22 protein-coding genes are annotated in these 22,758 nt (G+C 41.8%); 19 read left to right on the plus strand and 3 right to left on the minus strand.

All coding sequences use genetic code 11. The features are described from left to right. The first annotated feature begins 301 nt into the window (after window positions 1-301). From MR181_RS06050 to MR181_RS06125, 16 genes are all read left to right on the plus strand, one after another. Window positions 302-1,252, plus strand: coding sequence for a Ppx/GppA family phosphatase (locus tag MR181_RS06050; protein ID WP_242336096.1), 951 nt, complete (start codon window positions 302-304; stop codon window positions 1,250-1,252). After that, window positions 1,245-2,513, plus strand: coding sequence for a hydroxymethylglutaryl-CoA reductase, degradative (locus tag MR181_RS06055; protein WP_242336098.1), 1,269 nt, complete (start codon window positions 1,245-1,247; stop codon window positions 2,511-2,513). The genes MR181_RS06050 and MR181_RS06055 overlap by 8 nt, the downstream gene beginning before the upstream one ends. Further along, on the plus strand, window positions 2,506-3,459 hold the full coding sequence (locus tag MR181_RS06060) for an IpaB/EvcA family protein (RefSeq protein ID WP_191911709.1): 954 nt from the start codon (window positions 2,506-2,508) through the stop codon (window positions 3,457-3,459). The genes MR181_RS06055 and MR181_RS06060 overlap by 8 nt, the downstream gene beginning before the upstream one ends. A gap of 4 nt (window positions 3,460-3,463) precedes the next feature. Further along, window positions 3,464-4,165: an NAD-dependent protein deacylase gene (locus MR181_RS06065; protein WP_242336102.1), complete on the plus strand. Its 702-nt coding sequence runs from the start codon at window positions 3,464-3,466 to the stop codon at window positions 4,163-4,165. A 440-nt stretch (window positions 4,166-4,605) separates the two neighbouring features. Next, window positions 4,606-5,454: a DUF72 domain-containing protein gene (locus MR181_RS06070; RefSeq protein ID WP_242336104.1), complete on the plus strand. Its 849-nt coding sequence runs from the start codon at window positions 4,606-4,608 to the stop codon at window positions 5,452-5,454. A gap of 78 nt (window positions 5,455-5,532) precedes the next feature. Next, entirely contained in the window at window positions 5,533-7,560 is a 2,028-nt protein-coding gene (gene metG, locus MR181_RS06075) for a methionine--tRNA ligase (protein WP_242336108.1), read from the plus strand. A 12-nt stretch (window positions 7,561-7,572) separates the two neighbouring features. Then, window positions 7,573-8,391: a TatD family hydrolase gene (locus tag MR181_RS06080; protein ID WP_242336111.1), complete on the plus strand. Its 819-nt coding sequence runs from the start codon at window positions 7,573-7,575 to the stop codon at window positions 8,389-8,391. Then, the gene (gene rnmV / locus MR181_RS06085) at window positions 8,378-8,938 is read left to right on the plus strand and encodes a ribonuclease M5 (protein WP_242336114.1); all 561 of its coding nucleotides are present in this window, start codon (window positions 8,378-8,380) and stop codon (window positions 8,936-8,938) included. Before MR181_RS06080 ends, rnmV begins: the two co-directional genes overlap by 14 nt. After that, on the plus strand, window positions 8,935-9,828 hold the full coding sequence (gene rsmA, locus MR181_RS06090) for a 16S rRNA (adenine(1518)-N(6)/adenine(1519)-N(6))-dimethyltransferase RsmA (RefSeq protein ID WP_242336117.1): 894 nt from the start codon (window positions 8,935-8,937) through the stop codon (window positions 9,826-9,828). The genes rnmV and rsmA overlap by 4 nt, the downstream gene beginning before the upstream one ends. Window positions 9,829-9,915: 87 nt before the next feature. After that, window positions 9,916-10,167 carry a Veg family protein gene (locus MR181_RS06095; RefSeq protein ID WP_191911702.1) on the plus strand — a complete coding sequence of 84 codons (252 nt, stop codon included), beginning with the start codon at window positions 9,916-9,918 and terminating at the stop codon, window positions 10,165-10,167. Between the two features lie 132 nt (window positions 10,168-10,299). Next, window positions 10,300-11,151: a 4-(cytidine 5'-diphospho)-2-C-methyl-D-erythritol kinase gene (ispE, locus tag MR181_RS06100; protein WP_242336120.1), complete on the plus strand. Its 852-nt coding sequence runs from the start codon at window positions 10,300-10,302 to the stop codon at window positions 11,149-11,151. A 119-nt stretch (window positions 11,152-11,270) separates the two neighbouring features. Beyond that, complete coding sequence (gene purR, locus MR181_RS06105) at window positions 11,271-12,104, plus strand: pur operon repressor (RefSeq protein ID WP_040531797.1); 834 nt, start codon at window positions 11,271-11,273, stop codon at window positions 12,102-12,104. A 9-nt stretch (window positions 12,105-12,113) separates the two neighbouring features. Then, entirely contained in the window at window positions 12,114-13,478 is a 1,365-nt protein-coding gene (gene glmU / locus MR181_RS06110) for a bifunctional UDP-N-acetylglucosamine diphosphorylase/glucosamine-1-phosphate N-acetyltransferase GlmU (protein WP_242336123.1), read from the plus strand. A gap of 146 nt (window positions 13,479-13,624) precedes the next feature. Further along, window positions 13,625-14,608, plus strand: a complete 984-nt coding sequence (locus MR181_RS06115) for a ribose-phosphate diphosphokinase (RefSeq protein ID WP_191911698.1) — start codon at window positions 13,625-13,627, stop codon at window positions 14,606-14,608. A gap of 317 nt (window positions 14,609-14,925) precedes the next feature. Next, entirely contained in the window at window positions 14,926-15,606 is a 681-nt protein-coding gene (locus MR181_RS06120) for a hypothetical protein (protein WP_242336126.1), read from the plus strand. 189 nt (window positions 15,607-15,795) lie between these two features. After that, the gene (locus MR181_RS06125) at window positions 15,796-16,683 is read left to right on the plus strand and encodes a linear amide C-N hydrolase (RefSeq protein WP_242336129.1); all 888 of its coding nucleotides are present in this window, start codon (window positions 15,796-15,798) and stop codon (window positions 16,681-16,683) included. Window positions 16,684-16,761: 78 nt separating this feature from the next. On the opposite strand, the gene yidA is transcribed toward MR181_RS06125, so the two are convergent. Genes yidA through MR181_RS06140 form a run of 3 tightly spaced genes read right to left on the minus strand, consistent with a single transcriptional unit; the run spans window position 16,762 to window position 19,776 of the window. Beyond that, complete coding sequence (gene yidA / locus MR181_RS06130; protein ID WP_242336132.1) at window positions 16,762-17,583, minus strand: sugar-phosphatase; 822 nt, start codon at window positions 17,581-17,583, stop codon at window positions 16,762-16,764. Next, window positions 17,580-18,947 (minus strand): HD domain-containing protein, encoded by a 1,368-nt coding sequence (locus MR181_RS06135; protein ID WP_242336135.1) that lies wholly within the window; start codon window positions 18,945-18,947, stop codon window positions 17,580-17,582. The genes yidA and MR181_RS06135 overlap by 4 nt, the downstream gene beginning before the upstream one ends. Window positions 18,948-18,951: 4 nt before the next feature. Next, the gene (locus MR181_RS06140; protein ID WP_242336138.1) at window positions 18,952-19,776 is read right to left on the minus strand and encodes a lipoate--protein ligase family protein; all 825 of its coding nucleotides are present in this window, start codon (window positions 19,774-19,776) and stop codon (window positions 18,952-18,954) included. Window positions 19,777-19,916: 140 nt separating this feature from the next. On the opposite strand from MR181_RS06140, the gene MR181_RS06145 reads away from it, so the two are divergent. The 3 genes from MR181_RS06145 to MR181_RS06155 all read left to right on the plus strand — a co-directional run bounded on the left by MR181_RS06145 (window position 19,917) and on the right by MR181_RS06155 (window position 22,709). Further along, window positions 19,917-20,327, plus strand: coding sequence for a YwiB family protein (locus MR181_RS06145; protein ID WP_277956499.1), 411 nt, complete (start codon window positions 19,917-19,919; stop codon window positions 20,325-20,327). Window positions 20,328-20,371: 44 nt separating this feature from the next. Then, window positions 20,372-20,926 carry a DNA-directed RNA polymerase subunit delta gene (gene rpoE, locus MR181_RS06150; protein ID WP_242336141.1) on the plus strand — a complete coding sequence of 185 codons (555 nt, stop codon included), beginning with the start codon at window positions 20,372-20,374 and terminating at the stop codon, window positions 20,924-20,926. Between the two features lie 172 nt (window positions 20,927-21,098). Beyond that, window positions 21,099-22,709 (plus strand): CTP synthase, encoded by a 1,611-nt coding sequence (locus MR181_RS06155; protein WP_191911691.1) that lies wholly within the window; start codon window positions 21,099-21,101, stop codon window positions 22,707-22,709. The last annotated feature ends 49 nt before the right edge of the window (window positions 22,710-22,758 follow it).

Below are 22,758 nucleotides of genomic sequence, written 5' to 3' on the forward strand. Positions count from 1 at the left end.
GCGTCTTGCGCCTATGAAGGAGTTTGTTAGCTCTAGCAAGTTCCTGGCGAACAGTTCTTGACTTTGCTGCCTAGAACGTTAGTCACATTTACCTTCAAACACGACCCATAATTGTTAGCTCCAACCCCTAACAATTATGGGTCGCTTTTTATCTGGTCAAATTTCACTAATAATCAGCCATAAAGAATAATCTTCCTTCCAATAGTTAACGGGTTCACACTCTGTTGAAGAACATGGTATTATTAAGAGGATATTAAATTTCGCTTTTTTCTAAATAAAATACAGATTATCGGAGGTGAAAATGGTGGAAGAAAACCTCGCGATTGTTGATCTTGGTTCCAATTCGACACGGATGGCAATTACCAAAATTGCACCTGATGGTCGTTTTCGTGAAATCAAACGGGTCAAAGAGAATACTCGTCTTTCAGAAGGAATGGGCCGAGAGAAAGTGCTTCAGAAAAATGCAATGGATCGAACGGTTGCTGCCTTAAAAAGATTCAAGAAAATTTATTCGACAGTGCCTAATATTCAGGTGCGGGCAATCTCAACGGCGGCAGTTCGTCAGGCAAAGAATCGTCAAGAATTCTTAAACCGGGTTGAAAATGAAGTTGGTATTCACTTGCAAGTTCTTTCGGGGAAAAAAGAAGCATATTACGATTACCTGGGTGTCATTCGAACACTCAAACTCAACCACTGTTTAATTTTAGATGTTGGTGGCGCAAGTTGTGAGTTAATCTTGGTTCAACAGCGACGGGCACGGGACCTGATTTCACTTCCCGTTGGTGCAGTTAATTTATCCGAACAATTCCATTTAGGAGGGTACGTTCGAGCAACCGACCTATTTCGGGCGCAGGTCTCAATGAATGAACGGTTGACGAAGATTCCGTGGCTTCGTTATGCTACTCGGGTACCGATTGTCCTCTTGGGTGGTGCTAACCGAACGCTCGCCCGAATGACTCGGGCATACCACCATCATGGACGGCGCCATTCTTCAGGGTCAATCCATGGATATCAATTATCGTCACGAGTTGTTTTTGCAACTTATCGGGAACTTTTGAGTAAAAATCTTGCCCAACGTAAGCGGATGCCGGGATTAGAGCCAGAACGGGCAGATATTATTGTCGGCGGAATGCTGCCACTTGTTTCGCTCCTGCAACGGAATAGTGATGGTCGGGTGATCTTTTCCGAAAGTGGTGTTCGTGAAGGAATTATCACCGAGTACGTTAACCAAAGGAAGAAACATCATGAGTAAAATGCAATGGGCACACAGCTTTTATCGGCTAACCCCTGAACAACGACGACAAATACTTGCCGACCGTTATCAGCTTTCCCGGTCGGAACAAAAATTACTTGAACAACATACAAGTAATTTAGGAAATGACTTGGTTGAAAATTACATTACTGATTACCCATTGCCAGAAGGAGTCGTTACTAACCTCTTAGTTAATGATAAAAATTATACGGTACCGCTAGTTATTGAAGAACCTTCAGTAATCGCGGCAGCTAATAATGGTGCACAACGGATAGCTAAATCTGGTGGCTTTAAGGCAGAAAAAGCTTCACGAGCACTAGTAGGACAAGTAGTTATTGAGTTGACTGGTGATCCAGAAGCTAAAATTAACTGGTTAAACGATCAGAAATCAACACTACTCGCAATTGCTAATGCTGCTCACCCATCAATGCAAAAACGGGGTGGCGGTGCTAAGCAGGTTCGCATTCGTCAAATAGGACGGTTCATTAGTATTGATTTGCTAATTGACGTTTGTCAGGCAATGGGTGCAAATACAGTTAACACGATGGCAGAAGCAGTTGCCCGTTACCTACGTAAAAATGGGGCTCATGTTGTTACCGCTATTCTCAGTAATTACGCCACGGATAGTTTGCAGACCGTAACTTGTAGTGTTGATTATGCGGAACTGGCAACGAAGCAAATGAATGGCGAAGAAGTTGCTAAGCGGATCGTCGATTTAAGCGATTTAGCTCAGGTTGATCCATACCGGGCGGCAACCCATAACAAGGGGATCATGAACGGAATTGACGCTGCGTTGCTTGCAAGTGGAAATGATTGGCGGGCAATTGAAAGCGGCGTCCACGCTTACGCCAGTCATGATGGTCAGTATCGCGGCCTTAGTACATGGCAAATTAGTGATAACCACCTCGAAGGGAAATTAACTCTGCCCATGCCAGTCGGTGTGGTTGGTGGTTCAATTGGGTTGAATCCTTTAACAAGACTCAATTACCATTTGAGCGGCATTCAGACTGCTCAAGAACTAGCGGCTGTGATTACTAGTTTAGGATTAGCGCAGAATCTAGCAGCAATTCGTGCATTGGCTACTACCGGGATTCAAGCAGGCCATATGAAACTTCAATACCGTTCCTTAGCAATTAGCGTTGGCGCAAAACAATCAGAAATCGAACAACTAGTAAAAGAACTTCGGCAGCAACCACATGTTGACCGTGAAGTCGCTCGACAATTATTAGCGACATTACGAAAGGAGTCCACAAATGAGTGAAGAACAAGCAATCAAGTTAAATGATGAAAATAAAGCCCTCCTTGATCAGGTTAATGAACTGTATCCAGAGGGGTCAGTCTTTGTTCAATTTAAGGGCAAGCGAGCTGGGTACGTTCGCCATGACCAAGCTACCCAGCAAACGATTCCGGGTGCTTTGGTAATTTTAGTAACTGATTTAACGGAACCAAACTATACCGCTTCTCACGAACTGCTTCACCTATTAATGCTTCTTCGGGGATTCCCACAAATTTTCTTCCAGCTTTCCCTAGGTGATCGTGAGCTTGACGAGCAAATGATGATCATGTCGACAGATTTGTACAACGTTGCAATGCACCGGGTTGTGGTTGCGGAACAACGGAAGCATGGCTTCATTAACGATCGGGTAGAAGAAGAGTATCTTAAGGGGGTTGAACATACGTTAACTCCTGAAAGTGAGGATGATGACGAGCGGGCTTTACGGCTATTAACCTTGCTTGATGCATTAGTGTTCTTTGGCGACCACTTGGCAAAATACGAGGGGCGCTTACAGGACAATTATCCTAAGGCACTGGCAGCTGCTAAAAAGATATATGCTGAAATTACTAAAAAACCAATAAAGAACGCTTTTGATATGTGGCGATCAATCGTTAAAGTTTATTCCTTATATGATCAGCAAATGGAGGAATGGGGACTTCCAGCACTAAATAACGATAAGTTTACGACTCTTTCGCCGGTATTAAGTGAACGTCAACTGCGCCTTGAAGTTCGTCAGGTATTTGAAATCTTTAATTCCGGAATGAAGGATCGTAAAACCGGAAAGCCTGCCTATGTTGGTCTTCGCCGGAATATCGGTCAAAATTCATTTACTACTGCTAAGCATTCGCCAGAAGAGTTTAAGCAGATTTATGATCAACCCGTAAAGGAATTTTTAGAACAAAATCATATTCCATATATCATAAGGAAGTAATTTAATGGAACACGCAGTACAGCAATTATTTGATAACGCTCAACAGATTGTCTTTTTAACCGGAGCTGGAGTTTCAACCGCCTCGGGAATTCCGGATTTTCGTTCTGCAAATGGTTTGTATACCAAGGACCGGAATGCGGAGTATTACTTAAGTCACCGTTATTTTGTCAGTGATCCAGAAGGATTTTATCAGTTTTGCAAGAAAAATTTATATTTTCCTGATGCTAAGCCCAACGTTATTCACCAAAAACAGGCAGCCTTAACACAACAAGATCGGGCTACGGTAATTACCCAAAACATTGACAACCTGTACGAAGAAGCAGGAACTAAGCACTTGATTGATTTTCACGGGAACCTTTTTAATGTTTACTGTGAAAAGTGTCATGAAACTGTTCCGGTAGACGAATATTTAAGGAGTCGGCTTCACCAAAAGGATGGTGGGGCACTGCGTCCTGATATTGTTCTTTACGATGAGGGAATTAAGCAGGAAAACATTATTAATTCCGTTCGGGCGATGCAACAGGCAGATCTGGTTGTCATTGTTGGGACTTCAATGAAAGTTTACCCATTTGCCGGACTTCTTGAGTACCGAAATCCAACCGCAAAGGTAGTGGCGGTTAATCAGGAAGCCCTTCAGTTACCGTGTGATTTTGAAATGATCCAAACTGATGCAACTGAGTTCTTCAAGGAATTACAAGTAAAATAAAAAATGAAGCTGCCGTGCGCAAATCAACAAGACAAAACGCAAACTAGCAGCTTCTTTTTATTGAAATAAGGTAATTAATTGAAGTAGATCACTTTGCCAGCGACCTTAAATGGCATCCCCTGATAACGTTTTTCATTACCACTCTTCTTTAGTGAAAATACGTTCCGAATAGTCTTTGTAGTTAATGACATTTTGATCGCTCCTTTCATTTTTGGACACTCATTGTTTCCACTTTCAAGATATCATGAACAATCCCAGAATGGAACAACTCTAAGAAGACGTCTCATTTCTAAAAAGACTATTTTTGTATATTTTGCGTGGAATTAGCGGTAATTGTGCATAAAAGTGATGAGGACGGCAATTAATCGCCAGGATTAATGAGTATAGATTTATTTTTGCAAAAATAAGAAATCGCTGAGAATCTAAGGGAGGGAAAATAGATGAAGATTACAATAGGACTGACAACATGGACTGAGCACCCAGCGTTAATCAATAATGAACAACGACCAGTGACGTTAAACGAATACGCACAGCACCTGCCAACGGTTGAGCTTGATACTTTTTTCTATGCATTGCCCCAAATGGCAACGATTCAGAACTGGCTTTCCCAAGTGCCAAGTGAGTTTCAGTTCATCGTTAAAGCCCATCAAGGAATGACTCTCCATCAGCGGAATCAGGAAAAAGGGGAATTAGCCTTATTATTTCAGCAGTACCGACGAACGATTGCTCCATTGATTGCTACTGGACAGTTGAAAACAATTCTTTTTCAATTTCCACCGTACTTTGATGCGGAAGTAAAGGATATCGAATATTTGAAGCTGGTTCGTGACTGGCTGGGTGATTTACCAATTGCAATCGAACTCCGTAACAATTCGTGGTATCGGCCGGGAGTGGTTAATTCGCTAGTCTCATATTGCCAAGATCTGCAATTTACCCTAGTTGCTGCGGATGAACCACATGATACAGTCACGTCCGTTCCGTTCTATCTCGCAACGACAAATCCTAAACTAGCAATGATTAGGTTACATGGTCGTAATAGAAAGGGCTGGGATAACGCGGGAAAAGAATGGCGGAAGACGCGGACGCTTTATCGTTATACGCAAGAAGAACTAACCGATTTCGCTCAAAAAATTAATCAGGTTAATCCCCAACCACAGGAACTTTGCGTAATCTTTAATAATAATTCTGGCGGGGATGCCGCACCTAATGCTCTTCAACTGCAAAAGTTAATGGGAGTTAAATTTAACGGTCTTGCCCCGCGAGATCCTCAACAACTTGATCTCTTTTGAGGTTGGAGTGGATTGCGGATAATGCTATACTAAAGATTAATTAAAAAATTAGGAATTAATAAGAAAGAGGGGCCTCATATGGCTGAACAAAAACCAACTTATTACATTACAACGCCAATTTACTATCCATCTGGTAAATTACATATTGGTAATACATATACGACCGTTGCTTGTGACGCTGAAGCACGTTATAAGCGGTTAATGGGCTATGATGTTTTCTACTTAACCGGAACTGATGAACACGGGTTAAAGATCGAACAGAAAGCTGAAAAACTAGGCAAACAGCCACAAGAATACGTGGATGAAATGGCTGCCGGAATTAAGAAGCTTTGGAAGACAATGGAAATCACTAATGATAAGTTTATTCGGACAACGGATGACTATCATGAGAAGGCTGTCCAAAAAATCTTCCAAAAGTTTGTTGACCAGGGCGACATTTATAAGGGTAAATATAAGGGATGGTATTCAGTTGATGATGAAGAATACTTCACTGAAAGCCAGTTAGCTGAAGTTTACCGTGATGACAATGGTAATGTAATTGGGGGGAAGGCTCCTTCTGGTCACGAAGTTCAACTGGTTGAAGAAGAATCATACTTCTTCAAGATGAGCAAGTATTCTGACTGGTTGATGAACTATTATAAAGAACACCCTGACTTTATTGAACCGCACACTCGGGTTAACGAAATGGTTAACAACTTCTTAAAGCCGGGACTTGAAGACCTTGCCGTTACTCGGACCTCCTTTAACTGGGGGGTTAAGGTTCCTAATGATCCAAAGCACGTCGTTTACGTTTGGATTGATGCTTTATCCAACTATATTACTGCTTTAGGGTATGGTTCTGATGATGACAGTCTCTTTAAGAAGTACTGGCCAGCTGATGTTCACATGGTAGGAAAAGAAATTGTTCGTTTCCATACGATTTATTGGCCAATCATGCTTCATGCTCTTGGGTTGCCATTGCCAAAGCATGTTATCGGTCACGGCTGGTTGACAATGAAAGACGGGAAGATGTCTAAGTCAAAGGGAAACGTCATTTATCCTGAAACGTTGGTTAACCGTTACGGCCTGGACGCTACCCGTTACTACCTCTTAAAGGCAATGCCATTTGGAAATGATGGGGTCTTCAGTCCAGAAGACTTTGTTGATAAGGTTAATTACGATCTAGCTAATGATCTGGGGAACTTACTGAACCGGACCGTTGCCATGATTAATAAGTATCAAGACGGTAAGCTGGTTGCTCAAAATGATGCCACAACTGAATATGATGCTGATCTTGAACAAACTGCCGCAAATGCAATTGCTGAATTTAAAGCGGAAATGGATCAAGTTCACTTTGCCGATGCTTTGTCAGCAGTGTGGAAGTTAGTTTCTCGAGCTAATAAGTACATTGATGAAACTGAACCATGGGTATTAGCTAAGGACGAGAGTAAGAAGGCGGAGTTATCTGATGTTATGACTCATCTCGCCAAGAGCTTACGGGTAATTGCGGCACTGATCCAGCCAATAATGACTCACGCGCCAAAGGAAATTATTACCCAGCTCGGTCTTGAAGGAACGAACCTTGAATTGACTGACTTACAATTTAACGATTTCCCTGAAACTGCCCAAGTAGTTGCTAAGGGAACGCCAATTTTCCCTCGACTTGATGTTAAGGAAGAAGTAGAGTTCATTAAGAGTCAAATGAGTGCTAATCAAAAGCAAAAGGGACGTAAAGCAATGGAACAAGCAAAGAAAGAAGCGCAAAAAGCAATGAGTGAAGAAGAAACAACTGGTAAGAAGCAAATTCGGATTGATGTTTTTGATAAGGTCGAATTAAAGGTTGCCCAAATTACTTCAGCAGGTCATGTTGAAGGGGCAGATAAGCTGTTAAAGTTCCACATGGATGATGGGACTGAAGAAGGCCGGCAAATTCTTTCGGGAATTGCTAAATGGTATCCGGATCCAGCCGTTCTTGTTGGTAAGAAGGTCCTGATCGTTGCTAATTTGAAGCCACGGAAGATGCGTGGAGAAGTTAGTCAAGGAATGCTTCTGTCCGCGGAAAAGGATGGTAACGTAACCGTTGTGACTGTTCCAGATTCACTCGTTCCTGGAATGGGTGTTGAATAATCGGGTTACCCAATGAGTAAACAACATAAAAACTGGCGTCAAGTTTATGATTCGCATACGCATCTAAACGATGACGCCTTTTATGATGATGTTCCAGCATTTGAGGCTCGGGCTGCCCATTATGGAGTTACCCAAATGAATATTGTGGGTTCAAATACCGTCTTGAATGAGCGGGCAATTAAACTTGCTCATGAATACGATAATCTTCACGCAATTATCGGCTGGCACCCAGAAGATATTCGTTCATATACCGATCAGGCTGAGAAAAAATTAATTGAGCAACTGCGGGATCCCCTAGTTGTGGGAATTGGTGAAATTGGGTTAGATTACTTTAATGACCAAAAATCGCCCCATGATCGTCAGCAGGAAATTTTTGCTCGGCAGCTAGAAATTGCTCGCCAATTGAAGCTTCCGGTTTCAATCCATGTCCGGGACGCTCTTGAAGATGCTTATGCAATTCTCCGTAATTCTCATATTGCTGAGTTTGGCGGGGTAATGCATAGTTTTAATGGTTCGCCTGAAATGGCAGAAAAGTTCATGGAGTTAGGGATGGCAATCTCGTTTAGCGGGGTTGTTAGTTTCAAAACGGCTGAAGAAGTTCACCGAGCTGCATTAGCGGTCCCGCTAGATCGGTTGATGGTTGAAACCGATGCCCCTTATCTAACACCAATTCCTTACCGGGGAAAAGAAAATGAGCCCGGCTTTACTAAGTTTGTGGTTGACGCAATTGCAAGGCTAAAGAATGTTGATCCAGAATTGGTTGCTTACAAAACTTTTCATAATGCTGAAAGACTATTTTTAACGAAGAGAGAGCCAAATGAAGAAAATTAAAGAAGTAATTGTTGTTGAAGGAAAGGACGATACGAAGCAAATCTTAAAAGCAGTTAACGCCGATACCTATGAGACAAATGGCTCGGCATTATCGACAGTTGATATTGCTCGGTTGAAAAAGCTTCAGGAAACACGAGGATTAATCGTGTTTACCGATCCTGACTTTAATGGCGAACGAATCCGTAAAATGATCAGCAACGCAATTCCCGGGGTTAAACATGCCTTTATTCGTCGTGATCAAGGAGTTCCTGAATTTAAGGGAAGTCTTGGCGTTGAGCATGCCACACCTGAAGTGATCAGGGGCGCCCTAGAGAACCTTTATACTCAAGGAACAGTAGCGGATGCCGAGATTACTAGCACTGATTTAAAAACAGCTGGTTTAACCGGAAAACAAAATTCTCGTTACCGGCGTGAGCGTCTTGGTCAGATCCTCGGGATTGGCTACGGAAACGGTAAGCAGCTTTTAAAACGGTTGAATATGTTTCAAATTCGTCGACAAGACTTTGAAGATGCAGTTCATCAATTGGATCAGGAGGAAGCAAAATGAGTGAGTCAACACAAATCGGTAGCCGAAAAACGACCCGTTCAATTCTGAACGAATATGGCCTTCACGCCAAGAAGGGGTTTGGTCAGAACTTCCTGACTGATCCGGCAATTCTTCAGCGAATTGTTGAGGCCGCTGCGGTTACAAATGCAGACAACGTGATTGAGATTGGCCCCGGAATCGGGGCATTGACTGAAAAGTTAGCGCAAGCTGCTGGCCAGGTAGTTGCCGTTGAAATTGATCAAGATTTAATTCCTGTTTTAGAGAAAACGTTGGCTTCTTACGATAATGTGACGGTGATTAATCAGGATATCTTAAAGGCCAATTTACCAGAATTAATTCAACAACGGTTTACCGACCCAACCAAACCGATTAAGGTGGTTGCTAACCTACCGTATTACATTACCAGTCCAATCCTGATGAACCTGCTGGCTAGTCCGGTAGAGTGGTCATCAATTACGGTTATGATGCAAAAGGAGGTTGCCCAGCGGCTTACCGCTAAACCGGGAACAAAACAGTATGGTGCTTTAACCCTGGCAATCGAATATCAGATGGATGCAGAGGTTGCCTTTAACGTTTCTCGTCATTCATTTATTCCAGCGCCAAACGTTGATTCAGCAATTGTGGTTCTTAAGCAACGTCAGCAGCCGTTAACAACTAAGCCCTTTGATAAGCAAAAATTAATGGGCTTTATTCGGGGATGCTTTGCTCACCGGCGGAAGAGTCTCTGGAATAATTTACAAACTGTCATTGGTAAAGACGAAAATATAAAAGCAAAAATGACAAAAGTTTTGGAAAAAATCGAGATCTCACCACAACTTAGGCCAGAAAAGCTGACCTTAGCCCAGTTTATCAACCTTTTGAATGCCCTTCATCAAGAAAAATTAATTTAAAATACGATTGAATTATTACTGAACTTGTGTTAAAATTTTGACTTTTATGCTAAATGAGCGTATAGTTCAGCCTGTGAGGTGAGATGTGTGGCTAAAAGTATTTTAGAGATTAAACAAGAACTTGAGGGTCGCGTTGGTCAACGAGTTCTAGTAACTGCTCAAGCAGGCCGGAAGCGTATTGCTAAGCATCATGGAGTACTTAGTAAAACCTATCCAGCAATTTTTGTCGTTCACGTTAATGAAGGACAAGGACAAATTAGCCGGATCACTTACAGTTATACTGATCTCTTAACACAAAATATCTCGATTGATTTCGAAGATGAAGAAGCACAAGCATAAAACAATGAAGAGTCGTGATAAGAGTCACTAAAGACTTTTATCACGGCTTTTTTTAAATCTCCTAACTTCTTTCCCAGCTTTCTCTCTGCTATAATCAAAGTAACTATTTGACTAAACGGGGAGGTGTTCTGAATGCTGATCACTGAAAAAGCACCGGCAAAGCTTAACTTAAGCTTAGATTCGCCGATGAGATACCTCGATGGGATGCCAAAATGGGATATGGTAATGGTTTCTGTTGATCTGGCTGACTATGTTTCAATTGAAATTGATGACCGACCGGGAAACATTAAAGTATATACGGATAGTAGTTTTCTTCCCAACGATCAACGGAATCTTGCATTTCAGGCTGCCAATATTTTACGTAATCGGTTCCACCATCGGGAAGCATTAACAATTAATATTAAAAAACACATTCCGGTTGCTGCGGGATTAGGCGGCGGTTCTTCTGATGCTGCCGCAGTATTGCGAATTTTGAACTCAGCCTGGGAACTAGGTCTTTCATTAGAAGAATTAGCACGGTTGTCACTTTCAATTGATTCAGATGTTCCGTATTGTGTATATGGCAAGCTGGCTCACGTAACTGAACATGGTGAAAAAATTGAATTATTACCGCCACAGCCTCATTACTGGGTGGTAATTGCTAAGCAGCAGATTAGCGTGTCAACTCCACAAATATTGCGGCAAATTGATTATACACAGATTGACCACTTAAATAATTCGCTGTTACTCCAAAGTTTCCGGGATGGCGATTGGCAAACGGCAACCAAGTATATGGGAAATGTTCTGGAACCACTAACAATGCGTTATTACCCGGAAATTAAGCGATTAAAGGATAAGATGCTTGCTTTGGGGGCGGATGTTGCACAGATGAGCGGGACTGGACCATCAGTTTTTGCAATTTGCCATACCGAATCACGAGCACGACGGGTTCAAAATGGAATCCGGGGCTTTTGTCGGAACGCTAATATTGTTACTTTGCTATAAATTTACTAGCTGGGTTTTTCTAATGCTGAAGAAAAGTCCAGTTATTTTAATAAACATTAAGTAAAAGACGAACATTTATGTTAAAATCAAAGGCAATTAATACTTTTGGAGGATTAGATATGAAGGTTAGACGTAGTAACCGCCTTGTCGATATGACAAGGTACTTGATGGAACACCCCCGTTCCCTCGTTTCACTCAAATTCTTTGGGGAACGGTATGATTCTGCTAAGTCTTCAATTAGCGAAGACCTTAGCATTATTCGCCATACTTTCCACTCTTGGGGAATGGGACGACTGGAAACAATCCCTGGGGCAAGTGGTGGTGCTGTATTAACGCCATTTTATTCAAAAGAAAATGCCGAAAAAGCCATTGCTGACCTTGTCGATGCGGTGAGTGATGATACCCGGCTGCTACCTGGAGATTATGTTTACCTTTCAGACTTAATTGGTCGGCCAGATATTTTACGCCGGGTTGGTCGGTTAATTGCCACCCAATATGTTGATCAAGATGTTGATGTTATTATGACGGTTGAGACTAAGGGAATCCCGATTGCGCAAAGTGCTGCCATGTATTTAAATAAGCCGTTTGTAATTGTACGGAATAGCTCGCATATCACTGAAGGGCCAACCGTGAGCGTTAACTATGTTTCTGGTTCTGTAAAACGAATTAAGAAGATGGAGTTATCACGACGAACCCTTTCAGCGGGAGCAAACGTGGTGGTTGTTGATGACTTTATGAAGGGTGGCGGAACCCTGAACGGGATGAAGTCACTGATCAAGGAATTCGACGCTAACTTAGTCGGAATGACTGTCTTGGCTGAGGGTGAAGTTACTGGTAAACGATTAGTAGATAACTGTACATCTTTGATTAAGGTTAATGCGGTGGACGATGAGAAAAAGACAATCCAAGCCGGGCCAGGAAGCTTTATTAAAGATGTTTTTGAGAAGGAGTAAAGTAGCAAAATGAAGCGGAATGCGATTATTTTAGCAGCCGGCAAGGGAACCCGGATGCGGTCAAAGTTATATAAGGTCTTACATAAGGTATGTGGAAAGACGATGGTGGAACATGTTGTCGGTCAACTTGAAAAAGCTGATATTGAAAATATTATTACCATTGTTGGATTCGGTGCCGAAAAGGTTGAAGAGGTTGTTGGTGACCGGACTAAGTTTGCCTTACAAAATGAACAGTTGGGGACTGGGCATGCGGTAATGCAGGCAAAGGATCTTTTAGCGAACGAAGACGGTGAAACCATTGTTGTGAGTGGGGACACGCCTTTATTTACTGCTGATACCTTTAAGAAGTTATTTGAATACCACGAACAACGTCATGCTGCTGCAACGATTCTTACATCTGTAGCACCTGACCCAACAGGTTATGGCCGAATTGTTCGCAATGACGTGGGGATCGTAGAACGAATTGTGGAACAAAAGGATGCTACGCCAGAAGAACAAGCAATTCATGAAATTAATACGGGTGTTTACTGCTTTGATAATAAGAAACTCTTTGCAGCTTTAAAGAATATCAATAATGATAATGCTCAAGGGGAATACTACCTTACTGATGTGATTGAGATCTTGAAGAATGAACAAGAGATCGTTACTGCATACAAGATGTCGGATTTCGATGAGTCAATGGGAGTTAATGATCGGGTTGCCCTTGCTCGCGCTAACAAGATTATGCGTAAACGGATTAACACTAAGTTGATGGAATCTGGGGTTACAATGTTGGATCCAGAAACAACCTACATTGATGACGGTGTCCAAATCGGCCAAGATACGGTTATTGAAGGTGGAGTGGTTATTAAGGGGAAGACCACAATTGGTAATGAATGCTATATCAGTGCCCATTCACGAATTGAAGATTCTACTATTCATGATGGGGTAACCATTACTTCGTCAACCCTTCAAGAAGCCGAAATGCATGATGGTAGTGATATTGGACCTAATAGTCATCTTCGGCCAGCTGCTGAAATTGGCAAGAACGTTCATATTGGTAATTTCTGCGAAGTCAAGAAAGCCTTTATTGGTGAAGAAACTAAGGTTGGTCATTTAACTTACATTGGAAATGCTACTCTTGGCAAGGATATCAATGTTGGCTGTGGGGTTGTCTTTGTTAATTACGATGGTAAGAATAAACACCATACTAATGTTGGCGACCATGCCTTCATCGGTAGCAACAGTAACTTGGTTGCTCCAGTTAATTTGGCTGCCAATGCATTTGTTGCAGCGGGCTCCACAATTACGGACAATGTTGAAGAATATGATATGGCAATTGCCCGGGCACGTCAGGTTAACAAGGAAAATTACGCTAAGAAATTGCCTTGGTAAGTTTTCTACTCTTGCTTTTTGTGTGGCAAATTTATATCATTAAAGTGTTGGTATAATAATGTTTGTCGCACACATAATTTTTATTAAAGGGACTGGAGATTAATTTTCCGGTTTCCCAGTTTTGAATTAATCCAGTGGAGGATGCAATGACTACTAATCATTATTTTGACCCTAAGTTGAAGATTTTTGCTTTGAATTCAAACCGCCCACTTGCCGAAAAGATCGCTGAACACGTTGGCGTTGAACTGGGTAAGTTGTCCGTTGACCGTTTTAGTGATGGTGAAATTCAAATTAACATTGAAGAAAGTGTTCGTGGTGATAATGTTTACGTTATCCAATCTACCTCAGCACCCGTTAATGATAATTTAATGGAACTATTGATTATGGTTGACGCTTTACGTCGTGCTAGTGCAAAGACCATCAATGTGGTAATTCCTTACTATGGTTATGCACGTCAGGACCGGAAAGCACGTAGTCGGGAACCAATTACTGCTAAGCTAGTAGCAAATATGTTACAAAATTCTGGTGTTGATCGGGTAATTGCCTTAGACCTTCATGCTGCTCAAATTCAAGGGTTCTTTGATATTCCAGTTGATCACTTGATGGGAGCACCATTATTGGCTGAATACTTTATTAAAGAAGGCGTTGCTCAAGATGCTGTTGTAATTTCACCAGATCATGGTGGGGTTACTCGTGCACGAGCATTAGCTGAATTCTTAAAGTCACCGATTGCGATCATTGATAAGCGTCGTCCACGAGCAAACGTCGCTCAAATTATGAACATCATTGGGGACGTTAAGGGTAAAAAGTGTATCATGATTGATGACATGATTGATACTGCTGGAACTATTACCTTGGGAGCCCAAGCCTTAATTGATGCCGGGGCAAAAGAAGTTTATGCTTCCTGTACCCATGCAGTACTTTCAGGTCCAGCGATCGAACGGTTAGATAATTCGCCAATTAAAGAGGTTGTTGTGACTGATTCAATCCAGCTGCCAAAGGAAAAGCAAATTGACAAGATTAAGCAGGTGTCAGTTGCCCCACTTATTGGTGCTGCTATTAAACGAATTAACGAAAACCGGCCAGTTAGTCCGTTATTTAAGAAAGTATTTAAGAGCGCGGAACTTTAATTATATAGAGAGCTTGATTCCCGCGATTAAATTTAGTAAATTTGAAAATTATCGGTAATAGTTAGAAGGGAGCGTGACAGAAGTCATTTATGACTTCGTTTTCACGCCCCCGCGAGCGCAAATAGGGTTCCAGAGTTCGGTTATACCGGACACTGGAACCCATTTGCGTACCGCGCTGTTCGTATTTGAACTTGGTAAAAGTACTTATGTCACAGTTCCTTCTTCATTTTTAACGATATTCTTAAGAGCAAGGCCGAGAAGAGTAGTAGTGAACTCAGCATGGTATAATTATTGGTGGAGAAAAAGGAGGAGTAATTATGACAGTAAATAAGTTCTTCAGGAATGTTTCTGTAGGTGCTGCTGCACTGACCCTTGTTCTAACGTTAGCCGGATGCGGTAATAGTCAATCGGCTAGTTCTACGAAGAGCTCATCTGCCAATAGCAGTACTCAGTCGTCTGAAAATGATTCAACTAAGGCGGTTCGTTCGGCTAACCGTTCAATTCGGAATAATAACTTTCAAGCAGCATACGATAATTTAACTAACACCAATAATCGTTCAAATGAAGCTAATAATTTGAAGGATGATTTACAAAATTATCTAACTGCTAAGCGTGCATATGATAATGGCGATTACCAAACTGCCTCTAACAGTTTGAAACCATTAAAGTCTACCAGCACGGCAATGCGTGATGCTTATACGACGCTTCAATCTAAGATTAACAAGAAGCAAAATGCTAAGGCCACAACAAGTTCCTCTTCTAGTCAGCGGATCGCAAATCAACAAGCATCTGCTAAGACAAGTGATAGTGTTGTCGAAGCCTTTGCAAATAAGATGGGCTTTACAGGTGAAAAGGGGTATTCAATTATTCCAACATCTGCTAATGGTAGTGTTTATAAGTTAGAAGTTCGGCAAAATAATAGCGATAATACTGTTTCCAATATGATTGGAATTTATCAGTACAACAGCCAAACTGGTGCGGTTACCAAATTACAATAAGACATGTGCAATGAGAGTGTGACAGAAGCCATTTATGACTTCGTAGTCATGCCCTGGCGAGCAACAATCGGTCTCTAGCGTTCTGCTTTACCAGAATGTTAGAGACCATTATTGTATCGCCTATTAGTTTTTCATATAGGTAATAGGAATTACGCTACAACTTCTTTTATTTCAGGCGGGTGAAGATAAATGTGTACAGTATTAACTCTAGATCAGGAAAAATTAGTTGGCCGGACCATGGACTTTCCACCCCGGACACCATGGCGATTAACGTTTTTACCAGCTGGTTATCGCTGGTGTCCCGCAAGTAAAGAACAACCAATTGAAGATCGCTATGCTATTTTGGGCGGGATGCGACTTGTTAATAACCACTACCTAATTGGTGACGGAATTAATGATCGGGGACTGGTTTGTGCTGAACTCTTTTTCCCGGTAGCGGCGAGTTATGAGCAAGCCCATTCCGGCAAGCTAACATTAACCCCACAGGACTTTATCCACTGGGTTTTAGCAAGCCATGCTACGGTGCGAGAAGTGATTGCTGATTTAGAAAATATTAGTGTTGTAAGGGAACGGTGGTTTGATGGGGTGCAATACCCGTTTCACTGGCTATTAATGGATTCAACAGGGACTTATGGAATTGAGCCGTTAGCTGGTCAGCTGGTAGTGTTTAAAAATGCAGTTGGTGCATACACCAATACCCCAGCTTATCCGGCCCAGCTAGAGAAGCTAAACCACTATCTTGGCAATGATTCAGGCGCTCAATTTACAGCGCAAACAAAGGCTGGTTTAGTTGACAAAAATTCTCAAATTACTGGTCGCAATTCAAGTGACCGCTTTATTTTGGCAGCTCAGGCGCGTTGGGGAAGCAAAGTATCAACAGTTGACGGATTAAGGTCCTTTCTTCAATCTGTAACAATCCCGAAAAATGATCAACACCCGCATAACTATACCCATTATCAAGCAATTATTAACCAACAAACTGGTGAATACCGCTTCTATAATCAAATGACTGGTAAAGTGACAAAAGATAATATAAATGAACATGCTCAAGAAAAAGAAATTCAGCGGTTTGAATAGAAAAATACCCACGGAAGAGCGACAGAAGCCATTTATTGCTTCGTTTTCTCACTCCTCCGTGGGTATTTTCAACTTTGCTTAATGTAAAACGTACTTTTCGACTGCTTTACCAACCCCATCGTTATTATTAGTGTCGGTAATTACATCAGCGACCGCTTTAGTTTCGGGAACGGCATTTCCCATTGCTACACCAATTCCAGCATATTCAATCATTGAATTATCATTTTGGGCATTTCCAAGAGCCATCACTTCGTCCTGCTTGATACCAAGCTCTTCGCTCAATGCTTTAAGGGTACTTCCCTTGCTTGCCCGGTGGTTAATAATTTCTAGGTAGAAGTCTTCACTACGAATAACCGTGAACCGGCTACCAAACTCCTGAATAAATTTAGCTTGAACTTGATCCAACTCTTCTTTATCGCCTAACATCATTCCCTTTGCAAGGACATACTGATCTTGCGTATGTGCCATTTCATCAAGCGAACGAACACGGACAGGCATACTTACTAGGTCGGATTCGTGGATCGTCCACGGACTAAGGTCACGGTTAGTCGTGTAGATATAATCACGAGATTCAAATTGTGATTTGACATTGTTCTTAGTACAGAAGGATTGCCAGTCAATATAATCGTCAAAGGATAACGTATAGTTAACAAGGACCCGTTCATTAGTTGATTGGGCGAGAGCACCGTTGAAACTAATGACGTATTCGTCATCCTGGTGATTTAAGCCAAGTTCTGTAAGGTACGCGTTAACGCCAGTCATTGGCCGACCAGTACAGAGAACAACTTTAACCCCTTGTTGCTTTGCGGCTTCGAGGGCTTCTTTAGTTTTAGGGGTAATTTGTCGTTGGTCATTAATCAGGGTTGCGTCAATATCAATTGCTACTAGTTTAATGGTCATTGTTTATGCTCCTTTGGGTTAATAATGTGGTTGTTTTGAATATAACTTTGAAATTCTTCATAGATTGGCTCAAAGATTTCAATATCTTGGTGTTCGTTAAGCATTTCTTTAGGAAAGAAGAATCGTTGGTCCCCAGCTTCTTTGCCAGAAACACTTGCCACAAGCGTGCTAACTTGTGACAGTTCGATTAAGTTGCCGTTTGGCTGGATCAATTCAATTTGAGTTTGCGGGTTTGAATTTTGCGGATTATAAGTATCGTAAGGAAGCTTAAAACTATCATTAACAGCGGTGTAATAGTCACTATTGAACCCTGCCGTTTGGATTAGTTTCCGCAACTTTGGCAAAAGCGGCTTGGATTTCTCATCGTACAAGGCAGATTTCAGTGGTCGCCGGTTAAGGAATCTTCTGGCGAGATCATTGAGAATTTCATCTCGTGAGTGAGTCCAATGATTAAAGTAGGTAGTAAGGACACCATCATCAAGCGCAAGGTAGTCGTCTAACGTGAACCGATTGTTAAAAAATGGCATCAGCATATAAGGGGTGAATTCTGGTTCAAATTCACTAGGGTGCTGATAAATATACTTGGCCCGTTTTAAAAGGTGGTCAAGGATTACTTCCATTGAACGAGAAACGGGGTGGAAGTATATTTGGAGATACATTTGTAACCGACTAATAATATAATCTTCAACCGCATGCATTCCTGAAATATCAAAGGCAATCCCGCTTTTGATGGGCCGCATCATGAGAAGAACCCGGTCAAGGTCGAATTTTCCGTAATTAGTTCCGGTATAGTAGGAATCCCGTTGTAAATAATCCATTCGGTCTGCATCAACTTGACTGGAAATCATTTGGACAACTTGAGGGTTATGGTAAGTGTGATCAATTACGCTCGCAACTTCTTCCGGAAAAGTTGGGGAAACCCGGCTTAGAATCTGGTTAACGTTGGTTGACGAGCTAGTAATAATTTCCCGGGTAATTGCCTCGTGATCCGTGTGAAAAATGTGTTCGAAAGTGTGGGAATAGGAGCCGTGACCAAGATCGTGCAAGAGAGCGGCACAAAGCGCAACGGGACGTTCCCGGTCGTCCCAGAGACCATCACCAGGTTTGCGAGTTGGGTAATTTCTCTGGAACCTGTTGCACATTCTTCGTGTGATTTCGTAAACCCCTAAACAGTGACCAAACCGGGAATGTTCCGCGCCGTGAAAAGTGAGCGAGGAAGTCCCTAATTGTTTGATTCGCCGTAATCGCTGGAACTCTGGAGTATTAATTAAGTCGAGCAGGATCTGATTATCGACAATGATTTGCCCATGAATCGGGTCCCGAAAGACTTTTTCTTTAGCTAATTGTTCATCCTGAAAGGACATTTACTTATTCCTCCCCCTGAAGGCGTTCTTGAAGACGGGTGATTGTTGATAGTTCTTGACCAAGGTATTGGATAAATTCCTGTGACCACATTGCTTGCCGTAATTGTTGTTCTCCGCGGTCCCTAAAAACATTTAACAGGCGTTGCCTAGCGTCTTCAAGGCTTAATGGCTTGCCAAGCAGTTCTTCGAGGGTGGTCATTGATGTTGGCCAAATATCCGGAAAGTGCCATTTATTTTCTTCATCCTGTAGTCCCTTGGTATAGAAATCGCGAATTACTTCACCCCGTAACATTTGAGGGCCATTAACGCTGAGGTATAGCATCACAACTACTCCCGATTTGTTCCGACGTTGGGACATCCCGCCAATTTTTTGCCCATTAACGCTAAGATCAAAGGTTCCGGGGCAGTATGAATGAGTGATTTCTCCGGTTTTAATTGTTAATTCAGGGCAGGCAGCATTAACCATATCAGTCATTACTTGGTAGGCTTCATCAATTTTAAGCTCACCGCCGATGACGTGCCACGGCAGAAAAATGGAAAAGTTGAGGATTCCAGAGTCACTGGCGACGGCGAGCCCGCCTGAATTACGAATAAAATAGTGCAGTCCTTTATTAGAAAGGTAGTTTAATGCAGTAGAAAGGTGGGGAAGTCGTTGATCCTTTAACCCTAAAATGATCGTGTCCTCTAGGGTCCAGAAATGAAGAACTGGGGACGGTAATTGATCACTAGCGCGGAGGATCGCATTGGTATATGTAAACGAAGAAAGATTATTTGCTGGTTTTAATGGTTGGTCAAAGATTTCGACGTGTTGGTTTGAAATATTAATCATAGTTACTTCTTCTTTTCTATAAATACTGGTATTATTTAACAATTTCATTATACTAAACTAGGTTGAATAATAACATTCGGAGACGTTATAATCAGGGCAAGATACTTAATAAACGGGAGGTCCTTAATATCAAACGCGTAGTGCCAGTCCATATTCAATTAACGACCACGATGGAACAAGATGGTCAGCGTGACCAATACCATTTTGACGAACAGGGACAATTTGTTGAATTAAATGGTAAGTATTATCTTCGCTATCAGGAACATCAAGACGGAACAACTACTCCGGTTCAATTCCGCCTTGGAACAGACCAACTTCATTTAAGACGAAGCGGCATCCGGGAAACAGACTTTGAATTTCAATTATCAGCACCGACAAAAACTCGTTACCGAACAGAATACGGGATTATCGGAATGCTGGTTACAACAAACCGATTAGCGGTAGAATTTGATCCGCAAGATGTTAATGGATCAATTGATTTGGAATACCAATTGACTGCGAATGAACAATTAATTGGAACTTACCAAGTTCAATTGCAATTTGCGGCCTAGCATTGTATACTGTAATTTAGACTTTTGAAGGGATGTGCACCAATTTGGATTTAAAGATTTTTGACGGCCAAGACAAATCAGAACTTTCAATGATCGAAGTTGCCCACGCTATTCTCGCACACCACGGCGAAGCAATGGCATTTGTTGATTTAACTAATGAAGTTCAACAATACCTTGGTAAGAGTGATGAAGAGATTCGTGAACGACTTTCCCAGTTTTACACTGATTTGAACATTGACGGCAGTTTTATCTCCCTCGGTGATAACACTTGGGGTCTACGTGCATGGTACCCATACGAATCAATCGACGAAGCAACCGTTGGTGAAAATGAAGATGACGAAGAGGACGATCGTCCAAAGACAAAGCGTCGTAAGGTTAACGCCTTCTTAGCTGACTCTAATTCTGATGATGATGTTATTGATTATGATAACGATGATCCTGAAGATGAAGATCTTGACGATCAGGATGATGACGATAACACAGATTATGATGATGACGACGATGATGACGATTACAGCGATGATGATGGCCTTGATGACGGTATTGAAGGTCAATTATCTGAGTTGCAAGACGACGATGACGATGATGACGAAGAATAATTTTTAATATTTTGTTCTTGACTATCTGATGCCGAGCCTGTATTATCTTTCTTGGGCGCCTGTGAATTACAGGTAATCGTTCGTTAAAATGTTGGCTCCCTGTTTCAGTAGAAATGGGGAGTCTTTTCTATTTACTAACCCCATTAAAAAACAAAAAGGAGAAAATTACGCGATGACTAAATACATTTTTGTAACCGGTGGAGTTGTATCATCACTAGGCAAGGGAATTGTTGCTGCTTCCCTAGGTCGCCTGTTAAAGAACCGTGGCTTAAAGGTTGCCATTCAAAAATTTGATCCATACATTAACGTTGATCCGGGAACTATGAGTCCATACCAACACGGTGAAGTTTTTGTTACTGATGATGGAACTGAAACTGATTTGGATTTAGGTCATTATGAACGGTTTATTGACAACGACTTAAACAAGTACTCAAACGTTACAACCGGGAAGATTTATTCTGAAGTACTGCGGAAGGAACGTCGTGGTGATTACTTAGGACGGACTGTTCAAGTTATTCCCCACATTACTAACGCAATCAAGGATAAGATTAAGCGTGCGGGTGAAAGTACTGACGCTGAAGTTGTTATTACCGAAATTGGTGGGACTGTTGGTGATATTGAATCACAACCATTTATGGAAGCTATTCGGCAAATGAAGGAAGAAGTCGGGGATGACAATGTTTTATACATCCACACGACTCTAGTTCCATATCTTCGTGCAGCTGGTGAAATGAAGACCAAGCCAACCCAGCACAGTGTTCGTGAATTACGTGGTCTGGGAATTCAGCCAAACATCCTGGTTGTTCGGACCGAAAAGCCAATCACCGATGAAATGCGGACCAAGATCGCCCTATTCTGTGATGTTGATCCTAAGGCCGTAATTGAATCAATGGATGTAAATACGCTCTACGAAATTCCATTGAACCTTCAAAAACAAGGGATGGATCAATTAGTGGTTGATCACTTTGGTCTTGATTGTCCAGTTGCTGACATGCGGGAATGGACTGATATGGTAAACCACATCGAAAATGACTTGAAGAAGACCGTTAAGATTGCCATGGTTGGTAAGTACACTGACTTACAAGATGCGTACATCTCCGTTAACGAAGCTCTTCGTCATGCTGGTTACCCTGTTGATGCTAAGGTTGATATTGATCACTTTAATGCTGAAAACATTAATTCAGATAATGTTGCTGATACCCTTAAGGATTATGATGGGATCCTTGTTCCAGGTGGTTTCGGTAGCCGGGGAATTGAAGGAATGATTACTGCAATTAAGTATGCTCGTGAAAACGATGTTCCTTACTTGGGAATCTGCCTTGGGATGCAAACCGCATGTATTGAATTTGCCCGTGATGTTCTTGGTTACAAGGATGCAAACTCAACTGAATTTGATCCAAATACTGAGCACAACATTATTGACTTGATGTCTGATCAGGAAGACGTTGAAGATATGGGAGGTACTCAACGGTTAGGTGCTTACCCATGTAAGCTGAAGCCAGGAACTGTTGCAGCTGCAGCTTACGATAACCAAAAGATGATTAGTCAGCGGCACCGTCATCGTTACGAATTTAACAATGATTACCGTCAAGAGATGGAAGATCACGGCCTGGTTGTTTCTGGTGTTAATCCTGACCGGAACTTAGTTGAAGTTGTTGAATTACCAGAGAAGAAATTCTTTGTTGCTGCTCAATATCACCCAGAATTTAAGTCACGGCCAAACCACCCAGAAGGTTTATTTAAGGCATTTGTTAAGGCTGCCGTTGAAAATAAGAATAATTAATTTCTTTTAACTGCTCTCAGGATAGGGATGTGAATTATAACTTATCTTG

Origin of the sequence: Limosilactobacillus urinaemulieris, assembly GCF_932750685.1 — a bacterium.
GTDB lineage: Bacteria > Bacillota > Bacilli > Lactobacillales > Lactobacillaceae > Limosilactobacillus > Limosilactobacillus urinaemulieris.